Raw genomic sequence first — 14776 nt, forward strand, 5'->3', positions numbered from 1 at the left:
CCGGCCGCGAGCGGGTACGGGTGGGTCGCCGTCGCGGCGACGACCCACCCGTACCCGCCGTCGGTCAGGACGCGGCGTTCGGCGCCAGGTCGAAGTTGACGACCTGCTCCGGCTCCAGGCCCGCCGGGATCGCACCGGCACCCTGCAGGATCGCGATGCTGCGGGCGATCCGCTGGCTGTCCAGCGCCCCGACCGGCACGCCGGAGCTGGTGGACTTGACGAACGCGGCCATCAGCTCGAGTTCGGCGGCGGCGGCGGCCGGGTTGGCCTCCTCCACGTTCTTCGCCAGGATCTCGCCGGCCTCCTGCGGGTTGGCGATGCTGTACTCCAGGCCCTTGAGCAGCGCGGCGCTGAACCGCTTGACCATCTCCGGGTCCTCCTCGGCGATCTTCGTCGAGGTGATCAGCACGTTGCCGTACAGGTCGGTCATGATGTCGCTGTACGGCAGCACGACGGCGGCCTTGCCCTGGGCGACGGTCTCCACGGTGGGCTTACCGACGACGAACTGGCCGATGCCGTCGACCTGCCCCGAGGCGAGGGTGCCCATCAGGGTCTGCGGGGTGCCGTTGACCCACTCCACCTTGGTCTCGTCGATGCCGGCCAGCGATGCGTACGTCGGGAAGAGGTTGCGTACCACCGAGCCGGGGGTGTCGGCGAGCTTCTTGCCTTCCAGGTCCTTCGGGGTGGTGATGCCGTTGCCGTCCAGGGCGATGATCGCCGCCATGGTGCGTTGCTGGATGCCGGCGACGACGACGAAGTCCTTGGCCTGTCCGTTGCCGAACTGCAACAGGCCACCGGTCAGGTCGATCGGGGTGAAGTGGGCCTGTCCGGCGACGACGGTCTTGATGTTGTCGCCGGTGCCGGCACCGGGCTTGATCTCCACATCGAATCCGGCCTCGGTGAAGAAGCCTTTGTCCTTGGCGACCCAGGCGTACGAATCACGGCCGAAGTTGCCGAAGGAAGTGAGGTACGTCACTTTCTTCACTTCCTCGGCGCCGCCGCCTGAGGCCTCGTCACCGTCGTCCGCGCTACATGCGCCGGTGACCGCGAGGGCCGCGGCCATGGCGGTTGCGGCGATCGTTCGGGTGAGCCTTGTCATGAGGGTGTGTCCTTTCCAACCCGGATGGTTGGTCGACGACCCGCAGGTCGCAGCGCCAACCAGAGGGGGTAGTTGGTCCGGCGCGGCGTCTGACCGGTGGGGGCCGGACGGGGCGCCGCGGTCGCGTCGGGAATCTTCGCGGGCAACAGAGTACGAGGGAATGCTGACCAATGCGACAGGCGGTCAGTGTGGATGCCCGACCGGCAGTAAAAGTGTTTACCGTACGGGTAGTGCGTCGTCGGCATGATCCGGATACTCTGTCCCGGCTGTTGATCGACTCTGGACGAGGGAGCAGCCGGCCGCATGATCGAGCTCAGTGGCGTCGGGCGCACGTTCACCGGCCGGTCCGGCACAGTGGAAGCCCTGCAGGGCATCGACCTGTCGGTCGCCGCCGGCGAGTTCGTCGCGGTCGTCGGCCGCTCCGGCTGCGGCAAGTCCACCCTGCTGCGGCTGATCGCCGGGCTGCTGCCGACGACCGCCGGCACCGTCACCGTCGGCGGGCAGCGGGTGGTCAAGGCCCGCCGCGACATCGCGATGCTGTTCCAACGCCCGGCACTGCTGCCCTGGCGGTCGGTGCTGGACAACGTCCTGCTGCCGGTGGAGATCTTCGGGCTGCGCCGCGCCCAGCACCGGGCCAGGGCACTGGAGCTGCTCGACCTGGTCGGCCTGACCGGATTCGAGAAGCGACTGCCGCACGAGCTCTCCGGCGGCATGCAGCAACGGGTGTCGCTGTGCCGCTCGCTGATCACCGAGCCGCGGGTCATGCTGATGGACGAGCCGTTCTCCGCCCTGGACGCCCTCACCCGGGAGGAGTTGTCGGTCGAGCTGCAGCGCATCCACATGGAACGCGCGGCCACCATCGTCTTCGTCACCCATTCGATCGACGAGGCGGTCCTGCTCGCCGACCGGGTCGTCGTGCTCAGCCCCCGACCGGGGCGGATCCGCAAGATCGTGCCGATCGACATCCCGCGCCCACGCAGCCTGGGGCGCAACGCGCACACCGAGGACGTCGCGCGGTGCAGCGCCGACCTGCACGAGGTCCTGATGGAACGGGAATCCCCGGCGTCGGCCGGGATCGGAGGAGAGTGACCATGCGGGTCAGCGTGTTCACCGAACCGCACCGTGGTGCCAGCTACGACGACCAGCTGCGGCTGGCCCGGCTCGCCGAGGAGTCCGGCTTCGAGGGCTACCTGCGGGCCGACCACTACCAGTCGATGGGTGAGCAGCTCGCCCTGCCAGGCCCGACCGACGCCTGGCTGACGCTGGCCGCGCTGGCCCGCGAGACGACCCGGATCCGGCTCGGCACCCTGGTCACCTCGGCCACGTTCCGGCTGCCCGGCCCGCTGGCGGTGATGGTCGCCCAGGTCGACCAGATGAGCGGCGGCCGGGTCGATCTCGGCATCGGCGCCGGCTGGTACGCCCGCGAGCACACCTCGTACGGGCTGCCGTTCCCGCCGGTCGGCGAACGGTTCGACCGGCTCGCCGAGCAGCTCGAGGTGATCACCGGGCTGTGGCGGACCCCGGTCGGCGACACGTACAGCTTCTACGGCGACCACTACCAGCTGGTCGACGCGCCGGCGCTGCCAAAGCCGGTGCAGGTGCCCGGCCCACCGATCATCGTCGGTGGGCGGGGCCCGAAACGCACCCCGGAGCTGGCCGCCCGGTTCGCCGACGAGTTCAACATGCCGTTCAAATCGGTGCCCGAGACGGCGGCCGCGTACGAACGGGTGATCGAGGCCTGCCACCGGACCGGGCGTACCGAGCAGGACCGGCCGCCGCTGACCCTGTCGGCCGGCATCGTCATCGCGATCGGCCGCACCGACGCCGAAGCCGCCCGCCGGGCCGCGCCGCTGCACGAGAAGAGCGCGCTGCCGCCGGAGGATCCGGTGGTCGGCTCCCCGGCACAGCTGGTGGACCGGATCGGCGAGTTCGCCGCGATCGGCACGAGCCGGGTGCACCTGCGCTTCATCGACCTGGCCGACCTGGACCACCTCGAGCTGGTCGCCGCCGAGGTGCTGCCGCAGCTGAGCTGAGGTGGAGCCCGCCGGGTGCACCGGCCGGCGCTGCGGTCGACAGTAGGGGCCGCCCGCCGTAGCCTCCCGGCATGGCGTTGCGGACCTGGCTCAAGTCGCTCGGCGCGGCGTTCGCCGGTGCGGCCGTCGTCGGCGCGGTTCAGCTCGGTGCCGGTTACGGTCTCGAGCTGGTACGGCTGCCACGCGACTTCACCGGCCCGGCCGTCGACCGCTGGCCGGCGCAGCTGACCTGGCTGGCCTGGTTCGCCGCGGTCGCCACCGCCGTCGGGGCGTACGCCGGGCAGCGGATCGCCGCCGGTCACCCGGCCCGGCACCGCGCCGGGGCAGGTCGCACGAGGGCGTACGGCCTCGCCCGTTCGATGGTCTTCGCACTGGTCGCCGCCGCCGGCGCGGCGATCGCGGTCGTCGGGTTGTCGGCCCTGCCGGCCCGGGCGGCCGTCGGCCCGGAGCAGCCGGTGCTGGCCGTCGCGCTGACCGGTGGGGTCGGGGCGGCGGTGGGCGTCCTGGCGGCCGTCGCCGCATCGGCCCACCCGGTGCTGCGGTGGAATCTGCTGCTCGTCACCGGGGCGCTGTGGCTGCTGGCGATCGGGTCGGTGGCACCGGTGCTGCGGGCCGGCGATCCGGTCGCCGAGATCCGGCTCGGGGTGTTCGACCCGGCCGGGCTCGACCCGACCGGGGCCGGCACCCGGGCACTGGTGCTGCTGCCGGCATTGGCGCTGGCGATCGCGGTGGCGGTCAGCGGCTGGTTCCGGTGGCGGCACCAGCCGGTGTTCGCCGGCGCGGTGGCCGGGATGCTCGGCCCGGCGGTGGTCAACGCCGCCTACCTGATCGCCGGCGCCGGCCAGGGCGGGCGCTACCAGGACGACCCGTACTGGGCGGCGCTGCTGGCGGTCGCCGCCGGGGCGCTCGGGTCGATCGTCACCACGGGGGTACGGCGGCCACGGTCGGCGGCCCGCACCGCACCTCCATCCACATCAGCACCCGCACCGGAGTCAGCAGCACCGGCACCGGTGCCGGCATCAGCAGCGCCGGTGGCGGCGCCGGCACCCGGCCCGTCGCCGGCCGTGCCGGCAAAGGCCGTGCCGGCAAAGGCCGTGCCACCGCCGGTGGTCGCGCCGGTGGTCGCGGCCGGGCCGGAGCCGGGGGTCGCCCCGGCAGCCGCCCGACAGCATCCGGGCAACCGGCCGGCGCCGGCGCCGGTCGCCGTGACACCCCGCGTCACCCCGTCACCGGTCGCCGCCGCCAGCGGGCCGGCGCCGGCTCCGGTGCCGGCGACGACCGCCCGGCCGGTGCCCCGACCGGTCGCTCCGCCGCCGGTGGCCACCACCCCGGTCGCCCCGCCGCCGGTGGCCCCGGCTCCGGTGACCCCGGCCTCGGTGACCCCGGCACCAGCCGCCGACCCCGGCGTGGGTGTGGGCCCGACGCGGACCAGCCGGATCCCCCGGCCCCGGTTCGGCCGGGCCCGCCGTCCTCCGCCACCGGCACTGACCGACGAGGAGGCAGAGCACGTCGACTGGGTCAGTGAGCTGCGCCGACCGAGCCGCCGCCCGGATGGCCGGTCCCGCAGCGGCGGCGCGGATGATCAGGCCAGCGGCAGGTAGACCCGCCCACCAGCGGCGACGAACTCGTCCGACTTGTCCCTCATGCCCTGCTGGGCGTACTCCTTCAGATCCTGCGTAATCTTCATCGAGCAGAACTTCGGTCCGCACATCGAGCAGAAGTGCGCCGACTTCGCCGGCTCGGCCGGCAGCGTGGCGTCGTGGTACGACCGGGCCGTCTCCGGGTCCAGCGACAGGTTGAACTGGTCCTCCCAGCGGAACTCGAACCGGGCCTTGGACAACGCGTCGTCCCAGGCCTGCGCCCCCGGATGCCCCTTGGCCAGGTCGGCGGCGTGCGCCGCGATCTTGTACGCGATCACTCCGGCCTTCACGTCGTCGCGGTCCGGCAGCCCCAGATGCTCCTTCGGCGTGACGTAGCAGAGCATCGCGGTGCCGAACATGCCGATCATCGCCGCGCCGATCGCCGAGGTGATGTGGTCGTATGCCGGCGCGATGTCGGTGGTCAGCGGGCCGAGCGTGTAGAACGGCGCCTGGTGGCACAGTTCCTGCTGCAGGTCCACGTTCTCCTTGATCTTGTGCATCGGCACATGGCCGGGGCCTTCGATCATCACCTGCACGTCGTGCTCCCAGGCGACGCTGGTCAACTCGCCCAACGTCCGCAGCTCGGCGAACTGGGCGGCGTCGTTGGCGTCGGCGATCGAACCGGGTCGCAGCCCGTCACCCAGCGAGAAGGTCACGTCGTAGCGGGCCAGGATCTCGCACAGCTCCGCGAAGTGCGTGTAGAGGAAGTTCTCCTCGTGGTGCGCCAGACACCAGGCGGCCATGATCGACCCGCCCCGGGAGACGATCCCGGTGACCCGGTCGACCGCCAACGGCACGTACGGCAGCAGCACCCCGGCGTGCACCGTCATGTAGTCGACGCCCTGCTCGGCCTGCTCGATCACGGTGTCCCGGAACACGTCCCAGCTCAGCTTGACCGGATCCCCACCGACCTTCTCCAACGCCTGGTAGATCGGCACCGTACCGATCGGCACCGCCGAGTTGCGCACGATCGCCTCGCGGGTCTCGTGGATCCGCTTGCCGGTGGACAGGTCCATCACCGTGTCCGCACCCCACCGGGTGGCCCAGGTCAGCTTCTCCACCTCCTCGGCCACCGACGACGAGACCGCCGAGGTGCCGATGTTGGCGTTCACCTTCACCAGGAACCGACTACCGATGATCATCGGCTCGGACTCCGGGTGGTTGACGTTGGCCGGCAGCACCGCGCGACCGGCGGCGATCTCCTCCCGTACCACCTCGACCGGAAGGTTCTCGCGCACCGCGACGAACTCCATCTCCGGGGTGACGGTCCCGGCCCGGGCGTACGCCAACTGGGTCGGCCGACGCCCGTCCGCGCCCGCCAGCGGGGTGCCGGCCCCGCGTGCCGGAGCCACGTCACCACGCTGCGCGATCCACGGTCCGCGCAGCGGCGGCAACCCGACCTGCGGGTCCGACCCCGGGCCGGACGTGTCGTAGAGCCGCACCGGCGGGTTGTCGCCCGCCAGGGTCACCTCGGCGAACGGCACCTGGATGTCCGGTCGCGGTCCTTGCACGTACACCTTTCGACGAGCCTGCATCGGCGGGCCTCCTTCAGATATGTGCCGACTTCGGTGGGGTGCCGACTTCAGATGGACAGCGGCTGGCGGGACCAGCCGAAGTGGTCGACCGGGCCGTGCCCGGCACCCAGCCGCCAGTGCGCTGCCCCGGCCAACGCCCCCGCGACGTACCCCTTGGCGACGTCCAACGCGGCCGGTACGTCGTCGCCGAGGGCCAGCCGGGCGGCGACCGCCGCCGCGAAACTGCAGCCGGTGCCGTGGGTGTTGCGGGTGGCCAGCCGCTCACCGGCCAGCTGCCAGCTGTCACCGGCGACACCGGCACCTGCCGCCGGGTCCGGTGCCGTCGCGACCACGTCGACCGCCGCCGGGTCGGTCGACGTACCGTCCGGGTCGCCGCCGGTGACCACCACGAACCTCGGCCCGCCGGCGACCAGCTCGGCCGCCGCCCGCGCCATCTCATCGGGTGTCCGCACCGGCCAGCCGACCAGCGCCGACGCCTCCGCCCGGTTCGGCGTCGCCACCAGGGCGTACGGCAGCAGCCGCTCCACCGCCCCGACCACCCCGAGCCGGTGCCCGCTGGTGGAGACCAGCACCGGATCGACGACCAGGTTCGGCAGATCCCCCGCCCGGGCCAGGGCGGCGACCGCCCCGGCGACCCGCGCCGTACCGAGCATGCCGGTCTTGACCGCGGCCACCGGCAGGTCGGCGCGGACCGCCTCGATCTGGGCCAGCACCTGACTCGCCGGCAGTTGGTGGACGCTGGTGACCCCGGTGGTGTTCTGCGCGGTCACCGCGGTGACCGCGCTGGTGCCGTGGACGCCGAGCGCGGCGAAGACCTTCAGGTCGGCCTGGATGCCGGCGCCGCCGCCGGAGTCGGATCCGGCGATCGTCATCGCCACGACCGGAGTGCTTCGGTCGGCGGCCATCAGCAGCTCACCTCGGCCGGCAGCAACCCGGCGGTCAGCTCGCGGACCACGGCCGCCGGATCGGCGGCACGCATCACCGCGCCCATCACCGCCACCCCTGCGGCACCGGCCGCCCGGCAGGTGGCGACCTGCTCCGCCGTGGCCACCCCGGCGAGCGCGACCACCGGCCGGCCGGCCCGGCGGGCCAGGCGGGCAAGTCCGGTCGGGCCGAGTGCCGGCCCGTAGCCGGGCTTGGACGCGGTCGCGAACACCGGTGACACCGTCACGTAGTCCTCCGTGGTCAGTCGGCCGAGTTCGGCCTCGTCGTGGCAGGAGCGCCCGACCAGCCCGTGACCCGGCGGGGGGTACGGTCCGGCGGCGCTCAGGTGCACGGCGTCACCGCCGAGCGGGTCCGGACCGGCGACGATCAGGGTGCCGGCGACCGGGGCGAGCAGGGCGCGCAGCCGGTCGGCCAGCGCGGCGCGCTGCGCCCGGAGCAGGTCGCGTTCCCGTAGCACGACCTGCCGGACGCCACCGGCGACCGCCGCCGCCACCACCTCCGGCAGCGGCCGGGTCGCCTGCCGGCGGTCGGTGAGCAGCAGAATCCCGTTCACAGCTCGGGCCGCCCCTCGTCCGGGGTGGACGCCAACGCGTGGAACCGTTTCGGGATCCGGCCGGCGCGGGCCGCCAGCCGGCCGGCGTCGATGGCGTACCGCATCGCGGTGGCCATCGCCACCGGGTCGGCTGCCCGGGTCACCGCGCTGGCCAACAGCACCGCGTCGCAGCCCAGCTCCATGGCGAGCGCGGCGTCGGAGGCGGTGCCGACCCCGGCGTCCAGGATCACCGGGATGTCGACCGACTGACGGATCAGTCGGATGTGGTGCGGGTTGAGGATGCCCAGGCCGGAGCCGATCGGCGCGCCGGCCGGCATCACCGCCGCGCAGCCGACGTCGGCCAGCCGCCGGGCCAGCACCGGATCGTCGGTGGTGTACGGCAGCACGGTGAAACCCTCGTCGACCAGCTGCTCGGCGGCGCGCAGCAGCTCGGCGCCGTCCGGTAGCAGGGTCCGTTCGTCGCCGATGACCTCCAGCTTCACCCAGTCGGTGTCGAACGCCTCGCGGGCCAGGTGGGCCACCTTCACCGCCTCGGTGGCGGTGTAGCAGCCGGCCGTGTTCGGCAACAGCCGTACGCCGCAGCGTTCCAGCAGGTCGAGCAGCCCGCCGTGCATGGTGGCGGCGCTGTCCACCCGGCGCAGTGCGACGGTGACCAACCCGGTGCCGCTGGCGGCGATCGCCTGCTCCAGGATGTGCAGGTTGGCGGCGCCGCCGGTGCCGAGGATCAGCCGGGAGTCGAAGCTGTGCCCGGCGACGGTGAACGGCATCCGGCTCACCCGCCCTGGGCCGCGATGAGCACCTCGACCCGGTCGCCGTCGCACAGCTGCTCGGCCGGCCAGCCGCTGCGCGGCACCACCTCACCGTTGATGGCGACGGCGACGCCCCGGTCGGCGTCGGTGACCGTACGGACGACGTCGGCGAGCGTGGCACCGGTCGGCGTGGTCACCGGCGCGCCGTTCACGATCAGCTCCATGGCTCCTTCTCCCTCGCGTTCTCCCTGGTCGCGGCGGTGAACCGGCCCGGTTGGAACGGTGCCAGCACCGGATCCGGGTCGGCACCGGCGGCCAGGTCGGCGATCAGGTCGGCGGTCACCGGGGTCAGCACGATGCCGTGCCGGTGATGCCCGGTCGCCACCAGCACCCGCCTTCCGTCCCCTGGCATTCGGTGCCAGCCGAGCAGCGGCGCGTTGTCCGGTGTACCGGGCCGGGCCGCTGCCCGCGCCTCGACCAGCTCGTACTCGGCGATCTCCGGCAGCAGGTCGGCGGCGGCGCGCAGCAGCTCCAGCACCGCTCCGGCGGTGACGGTGGTGTCGCCGCGTTCCTCGACGGTGGCACCGACGACCACCTCACCGTCGCCGCGCGGCACCAGGTAGACGTGCCGGCCGTCGGCGTACCCCCGGATCACGTGCCGGAACCCGACGGCGCCGGCGGGTGCCCGCAGCCGCAGGATCTGGCCTTTGACCGGCCGGATCGGCAGCCCGGTGAGCGTCGCCGAACCGCAGCCGGCCGCGACGACGACCACTTGCGCGTCCAGTGTGGAAACGTCGGTGACCGGCTGCGGGACCACGGTGACCCCGGCGCGGTCCAGCGCGGTGTCCAACGCCGCGACCAGCCGACGCGGGTCGACCTGGTGGTCGTCGGGCATCAGTGCCCCGCCGCGTGCCCTCGGGGCCAGCGCCGGTTCGCGCTCGCGCAGCGCCGTGGCGCGCAGCAGCGTGATCGGCAGGTCCAGGCTCTGCTGGTACGCCCAGAGCCGGTGCGCCTCCCGCTGGTCGTCGCCGGTGAGGGTGACGACCAGGGTGCCGTCGGTGCGGTAGCCGATGTCCTGGCCGGTGACGGCGGTCAGCTCGGCGGCGAACGCCGGCCAGCGGGCCGCCGAGTCGACCAGCAGCCGGGTCAGCTCCGCCTCGCCGAAGTGCGACTCGGCGACCGGGGCGAGCATCCCGGCGGCCACCGACGACGCCCCGGACCCGGGTGCCGGGTCGTGCAGCACGGTACGCAGTCCACGCTGCGCGCACCGCCAGGCGATGCCCATGCCGATCGGCCCGCCGCCGACCACCGCCACATCGGCCCGGCCGTTGGCGTGTCCGCTGCCTGTCGCCGTCATGCCGGCGCTCCGTCGGCGGCGGCGGTCGGCCGCTGCCGTACCGCTGTCAGCAGTTCGGCCGTGGCCCGGCCCGGGTCGGCGGCGGCCGCGATCGCGCCGACCACCGCGACCCCGTGCGCCCCGGCGGCCAGCAGGTGCGCGACCCGGTCCACGGTGACCCCGGCGATCGCGATCACTGGTACGTCGACCGCGGCGGCGACGGCGGCCAGCCCGGCCGGCCCGATCGGGTCGGGCAGCCCGGTCTTGGTCCCGGTGGCGTGGCACGGCCCGACCCCCAGGTACGTCGCCCCGGCGGCGACCGCCGCCTGCCCGGTGGCCGGGTCGCGGGCGGTGGCACCCAGGATCGCGGCCGGCCCGAGCACCCGCCGGGCGGCGTCGACCGGCAGGTCCGCCGCGCCGACGTGCGCGCCGGCCGCGCCGGTGGCGAGCGCGATGTGCAACCGGTCGTTGACCAGGCAGGTCACCTGGTACGCGGTGCATTCGGCGACCGCGCGGACGGTGAACTCGTAGGCGTCCCGGTCGGACATGTCGTCCTCGACGCGCACCTGCACGACCAGGTCGGCGGTGGCGTCGGCGGACCGCGCGGCAGCGAGTGCCGCCCGCAGTACGCCGAGCGGGTCGCGCCCGGGTCGGGTGTCGGTGATCAGATGCAGTCGCCCAAGGGACGGCACGGCAACGCTCCTCCCTGCGCCGGCATTACCCGGATCAGGTTCGACGGTCGGAGGCCGCGTCAGCCTCCCTCTCAGCCCGGTGCACCGGGCTCCCGTGGGTTACTTGCCTGTTACCGTACGACGGTCTCGTCGATCCGCCAAGGGCCAATCCGAGGCAACCTTCGGTCTGCCGCCCTCGCCCCACTGTTGGCCGTGACCAGGCTCACTGCGGTCGTGGTCGTGGCTGACCGGCGGGAGCCAGCCTCTCCTCACCCAGAGCAGGTACGGATCCCAGCGATATTCCTCTGAGGAATAATTATGGATCTTGTGTTGTGTCTGTGGGTGGTTCGGCGCGGCGTTGGTGGCGCACGCCGTTGCCCTGCCTAGGTTCTGGCTTGTCGAAGGTCAGAACTGGGAAAGGCGGGGAACGGCGTGCGTTCTGTCAGCGTATGGGCTGCTCTGCTCGGCGTCGAGCGGGCGGTGGTGGAGGACGTCGAGTTCGACGACGAAGACGCGTTGTTGGTGGTCCATGTACGGGTGCGTAGAGGGGCGCGGCGGCGGTGTCCGTACTGCGGCCGGCGGTGTCCGGGTTTCGACGCCGGTCACGGGCGGCGGCGGTGGCGGGCTCTGGATCTGGGCACGGTCAGGGCGGTCGTCGAGGCCGACGCGCCACGGGTGTCCTGCGCCGAGCACGGCGTGGTGGTCGCGGCGGTGCCGTGGGCGCGTCACAACGCCGGACACACCCGGGCGTTCGACGCCACCGTGGCGTGGCTGGCGGTGCGCACCGCGAAATCGACGGTGTGTCAGCTGATGCGCGTCGGTTGGCGCACCGTCGGGGCGATCGTGGCCAGGGTATGGGCCGACACCGGCGAGGTCACCGACCGGTTCGCCGGGCTGCGTCGGATCGGCATCGACGAGATCGCCTACAAGAAGGGTCACCGGTACCTGACCGTCGTGGTCGACCACGACACCGGCCGACTGGTGTGGGCCGCGCCGGGCAAGGACGCCGCGACGTTGCACGCCTTCTTCGACCAGCTCGGTGAGCAGCGCGCCGCGGCCATCACCCACGTGTCCGCCGACGGCGCCGACACGATCGCGAAGGTCGTCACCCGCCGCTGCCCGCAGGCGGTGCGGTGCGCCGACCCGTTCCACGTCGTGGCCTGGGCCACCGAAGCGCTGGACCTGGTACGCCGACAGGCGTGGAACCAGGCCGCCGGACGCGGCACCGGCCGACGCAACACCGCCCGGGGCGACGCCCGCACACTCAAGAACGCACGGTGGGCCCTGTGGAAGAACCCGGACAACCTCACCGAGGCACAGAAGGCAAAACTCGACTGGATCGCCAGGACCCAGCCCCAGCTGTACCGGGCCTGGGCCCTCAAGGAAGGCCTCCGCGCCGTGTTCGCCATGGCCAAGGACAGCCCGGCAGCGGCACTCGAAGCCCTCGACAGGTGGATCGAGTGGGCCCGCCGCAGCCGTATCGACGCCTTCGTCGAACTCCAACGCCGGATCACACGCCACCGCGACACGATCCGCGCCGCGATCGAACACCAACTGTCCAACGGACTCATCGAGTCAGTCAACGCCAAGATCCGGCTGATCACCCGGATCGCGTTCGGCTTCCACTCACCCCACGCACTGATCGCCCTCGCCATGCTCAGCCTCGGCGGCCACCGACCACAACTACCCAGATGACGATCCAGAACCGACCCACACAAACAACACAAGACCCATAATTATTCCTCAGAGGAATATCATCAGGAAGCAGTAGATGTCCCGAGACCGGGCTGACGACGCCGACGCGCGCCTGGACAGTGGGGTTCAGCTCAGCGAATCGGCGAGGGTGCCCGCCTTCGCGGCGGCGACGAACGCCGACCAGTTCGCCGGGGTGACCACCAGCACCGGACCAGCCGGATCCTTCGAGTCCCGCACCCCGACGACCCCACCCAGCCCGTCAGCCACCTCGACGCACTGACCCTGGTTGTTCGATCGGCTGCTCTTGCGCCAGCTAGCGCCGGAAAGATCGATCACGACTCGTACTCCTTCGCGGTCTGCCAGAAGAGGTCACGACTGGCCTGCTCGCTCAGCGCCCGGCCAGCGATGTCGGTGAAGGTCCAAGCGTACCGCTCAGCCTCATCCGGCCGATCGAGGAACAAAGCCCCGGTCAACTCCTCCACGTAGACGGTCGTCGGCTCGTTCCCTTCTGGAAAATCGAGAAGAGTGAACGAACCGTGCGCCATCAGGCCGGCGTGCAGCCCGGCACTGAACGGCAGCACCCGGATCGAAATGTTCGGCTGCTCCCCGGCCTGAGCCAGCCGACGCAGCTGCCCGGCCATGATCTGACCGCTGCCGATCGGTCGACGCAGGATCGCTTCGTCGAGCACGATGTCGAACCTGGGCAGGTAGGGCTCCATCCGGGTCAGCAACCGCGCGCGACGCATCCGCATCTCGACCCTGCGCTCGATCTCCTCCGCAGGCACTTCGTCCTGATTCATGCTGAACACCGCAGTTGCATACTCGCGGGTCTGCAGCACGCCGGAGACGAGCTCGGTATGGAATTCGCGGAGGTGGGCAGCTGCCTCCTCCAAACCGATGAACAGCTCGAACCAGGAAGGGATGCTGGCGTAGTCGTGCCACCAGCCCTTCTCCTTGGTCTTCGGAGCCAGCGCGGCCAACGCCTCGATGGTCTTCAGATCCGCGCCGTACAGCTCGCAGAGCAGCACGACATCCTCGGCGCGGATCGGCACCTCGCCCCGCTCCATCCGCAGCAGCTTGGTCGCCGACCACTCCAACTCCCGGGCCGCCGTGGTCTGCGGCACCCCGGCCAGCCGCTCACGCAGCCGACGCAGCTCCCGACCAAGCTGCCGGCGGGGCACCGACGAGTTCAACAATGCTGCGGGCACGTTGCTACCTCCTGATATGCCACTCACCGACGACAGGTTGATCGACAGACGACAGTCGCTCGACAGTTGACATATCTCTACCACGACACCACGACAGCGTTGTCGACTGCTAATTGATCATCGACTGACGGCCGGCCCGCGAAGTGGCATAAAGCGCCGCGATCCGCAGCCGGTCTCCACTCCACGCAATGCAGTTACCTGATCATCGGCGGAAGTCCAGCCGAGGAGACAAAATCATGTGAGGCTCAGATACCTTACGAGCGCGACGTAGGGTATCTGAGCCTCACATGATCTTGTGGATTCAGTGGCGGTCAGCTCAGCGAGCCGCCGGGGCCGGCGGGCTCCGGCAGGATCGCGCGCAACTCGGCGAGGTCGTCGGCGTCCGGCCGCCACGACCCGGCGGCGGCGTTCGCCCGTACCTGCTCGGGAGTGGTCGCCCCGGCGATCACCGACGCCACCGCCGGTTGGGCGGCCAGGCCGCCGATCGCGACGGCGAGCAGCGGCAGGTCCCGCTTCGCGGCGTACGCGTCGAGTGCCTCGATGACGTCCCACGGTGCCCCGGCGAGCCGGGCGGCGTACCGGCTGCCGTCGCCGGCCAGCCGGCTGCCCGCCGGCGGCGCCTCGGACCTGCGGTACTTGCCGGTCAGCAGCCCGTCGGCGAGCGGGAAGTACGGCAGCAGCCCCAGGCCGAAACGCTGACAGGCCGGCACCACTTCCTGCTCCACCCGCCGGTCCAGCAGGTTGTACTCGTTCTGCGCGCTGACGAACGGCGACAGCCCACCGGTGCGCGCGATCCACGCCGCGTCGGCGATCTGCCAGCCGGCGAAGTTGGAGCAGCCGACATAGCGGACCTTGCCGCCGCGTACCAGGTCGTCCAGGGCCTGCAGGGTCTCCTCGATCGGGGTGACCGGGTCCGGCTCGTGAAACTGGTACAGGTCGATGTGGTCGGTGCCGAGTCGGCGCAGCGACGCTTCGACGGCCCGCACGATGTACCGCCGCGACCCGCGTACCCCGTGGTCGACGCCGTTGCGCCCGGCCATGTCCATGCCGAACTTGGTGGCCAGCACCACCTCGTCGCGGCGGCCACGCAGCGCCGCCCCGAGCTGCTCTTCGGAACCGCCCTGCGGGGTGCCGTAGATGTCGGCGGTGTCGAACAGGGTGATCCCGGCGTCGAGGGCGGCGTCGACCACCGCGCGGGTGCCGGCGGCGTCGAGCTTGCGGCCGAAGTTGTTGCAGCCGACCCCGACCGCCGACACCATCAGCCCGGAGTCGCCCAACCGGCGGTAGATCATCTCAGCCATGTCGGCCAGCC

The 14776-nt window shown here is 72.0% G+C and carries 15 protein-coding genes and 1 riboswitch; of the genes, 4 read left to right on the plus strand and 11 right to left on the minus strand.

Translation table 11 applies throughout. From position 1 onward, the window contains the following. Nucleotides 1–64: 64 nt before the first annotated feature. Nucleotides 65–1099, minus strand: coding sequence for an ABC transporter substrate-binding protein (locus O7623_RS16875; protein ID WP_282224003.1), 1035 nt, complete (start codon nt 1097–1099; stop codon nt 65–67). A gap of 303 nt (nt 1100–1402) precedes the next feature. Here O7623_RS16875 and O7623_RS16880 point away from each other — a divergent pair, with 303 nt between their 5' ends. From O7623_RS16880 to O7623_RS16890, 3 genes are all read left to right on the plus strand, one after another. Beyond that, nucleotides 1403–2188 carry an ABC transporter ATP-binding protein gene (locus tag O7623_RS16880; RefSeq protein ID WP_282224004.1) on the plus strand — a complete coding sequence of 262 codons (786 nt, stop codon included), beginning with the start codon at nt 1403–1405 and terminating at the stop codon, nt 2186–2188. Nucleotides 2189–2190: 2 nt separating this feature from the next. Beyond that, entirely contained in the window at nt 2191–3132 is a 942-nt protein-coding gene (locus O7623_RS16885; RefSeq protein ID WP_282224005.1) for an LLM class F420-dependent oxidoreductase, read from the plus strand. A 71-nt stretch (nt 3133–3203) separates the two neighbouring features. Further along, entirely contained in the window at nt 3204–4733 is a 1530-nt protein-coding gene (locus O7623_RS16890) for a hypothetical protein (protein ID WP_282224006.1), read from the plus strand. Here the strand turns inward: O7623_RS16890 and thiC are convergent. From thiC to O7623_RS16925, 7 genes are all read right to left on the minus strand, one after another. Beyond that, nucleotides 4715–6307, minus strand: a complete 1593-nt coding sequence (gene thiC, locus O7623_RS16895) for a phosphomethylpyrimidine synthase ThiC (protein WP_282224007.1) — start codon at nt 6305–6307, stop codon at nt 4715–4717. The two genes, O7623_RS16890 and thiC, sit on opposite strands and share 19 nt — an antisense overlap. 47 nt (nt 6308–6354) lie before the next feature. Further along, nucleotides 6355–7212 carry a bifunctional hydroxymethylpyrimidine kinase/phosphomethylpyrimidine kinase gene (gene thiD, locus O7623_RS16900; protein WP_282224008.1) on the minus strand — a complete coding sequence of 286 codons (858 nt, stop codon included), beginning with the start codon at nt 7210–7212 and terminating at the stop codon, nt 6355–6357. Beyond that, nucleotides 7212–7805, minus strand: a complete 594-nt coding sequence (locus O7623_RS16905; RefSeq protein WP_282224009.1) for a thiamine phosphate synthase — start codon at nt 7803–7805, stop codon at nt 7212–7214. The genes thiD and O7623_RS16905 overlap by 1 nt, the downstream gene beginning before the upstream one ends. Next, nucleotides 7802–8572, minus strand: a complete 771-nt coding sequence (locus O7623_RS16910) for a thiazole synthase (RefSeq protein ID WP_282224010.1) — start codon at nt 8570–8572, stop codon at nt 7802–7804. The genes O7623_RS16905 and O7623_RS16910 overlap by 4 nt, the downstream gene beginning before the upstream one ends. 5 nt (nt 8573–8577) lie before the next feature. Then, the gene (thiS, locus tag O7623_RS16915) at nt 8578–8778 is read right to left on the minus strand and encodes a sulfur carrier protein ThiS (RefSeq protein ID WP_282224011.1); all 201 of its coding nucleotides are present in this window, start codon (nt 8776–8778) and stop codon (nt 8578–8580) included. Continuing rightward, entirely contained in the window at nt 8769–9911 is a 1143-nt protein-coding gene (thiO, locus tag O7623_RS16920; protein WP_282224012.1) for a glycine oxidase ThiO, read from the minus strand. The genes thiS and thiO overlap by 10 nt, the downstream gene beginning before the upstream one ends. Beyond that, nucleotides 9908–10582, minus strand: a complete 675-nt coding sequence (locus O7623_RS16925) for a thiamine phosphate synthase (RefSeq protein ID WP_282224013.1) — start codon at nt 10580–10582, stop codon at nt 9908–9910. The genes thiO and O7623_RS16925 overlap by 4 nt, the downstream gene beginning before the upstream one ends. Beyond that, a riboswitch (TPP riboswitch) is annotated at nt 10577–10688 on the minus strand. (Overlaps the previous gene by 6 nt.) Before the next feature lie 305 nt (nt 10689–10993). Between O7623_RS16925 and O7623_RS16930 the strand changes: the two genes are divergently transcribed. Beyond that, on the plus strand, nt 10994–12256 hold the full coding sequence (locus O7623_RS16930; protein WP_282223817.1) for an ISL3 family transposase: 1263 nt from the start codon (nt 10994–10996) through the stop codon (nt 12254–12256). Nucleotides 12257–12382: 126 nt separating this feature from the next. On the opposite strand, the gene O7623_RS16935 is transcribed toward O7623_RS16930, so the two are convergent. The 3 genes from O7623_RS16935 to O7623_RS16945 all read right to left on the minus strand — a co-directional run bounded on the left by O7623_RS16935 (nt 12383) and on the right by O7623_RS16945 (nt 14756). Continuing rightward, nucleotides 12383–12592, minus strand: a complete 210-nt coding sequence (locus tag O7623_RS16935) for a DUF397 domain-containing protein (protein WP_282224014.1) — start codon at nt 12590–12592, stop codon at nt 12383–12385. Beyond that, nucleotides 12589–13464, minus strand: coding sequence for a helix-turn-helix transcriptional regulator (locus O7623_RS16940; protein WP_282224015.1), 876 nt, complete (start codon nt 13462–13464; stop codon nt 12589–12591). The genes O7623_RS16935 and O7623_RS16940 overlap by 4 nt, the downstream gene beginning before the upstream one ends. A gap of 311 nt (nt 13465–13775) precedes the next feature. Then, the gene (locus tag O7623_RS16945) at nt 13776–14756 is read right to left on the minus strand and encodes an aldo/keto reductase (protein ID WP_282229444.1); all 981 of its coding nucleotides are present in this window, start codon (nt 14754–14756) and stop codon (nt 13776–13778) included. Between the last annotated feature and the right edge of the window lie 20 nt (nt 14757–14776).

This window comes from Solwaraspora sp. WMMD791 (genome assembly GCF_029581195.1).
Taxonomy (GTDB): domain Bacteria; phylum Actinomycetota; class Actinomycetes; order Mycobacteriales; family Micromonosporaceae; genus Micromonospora_E.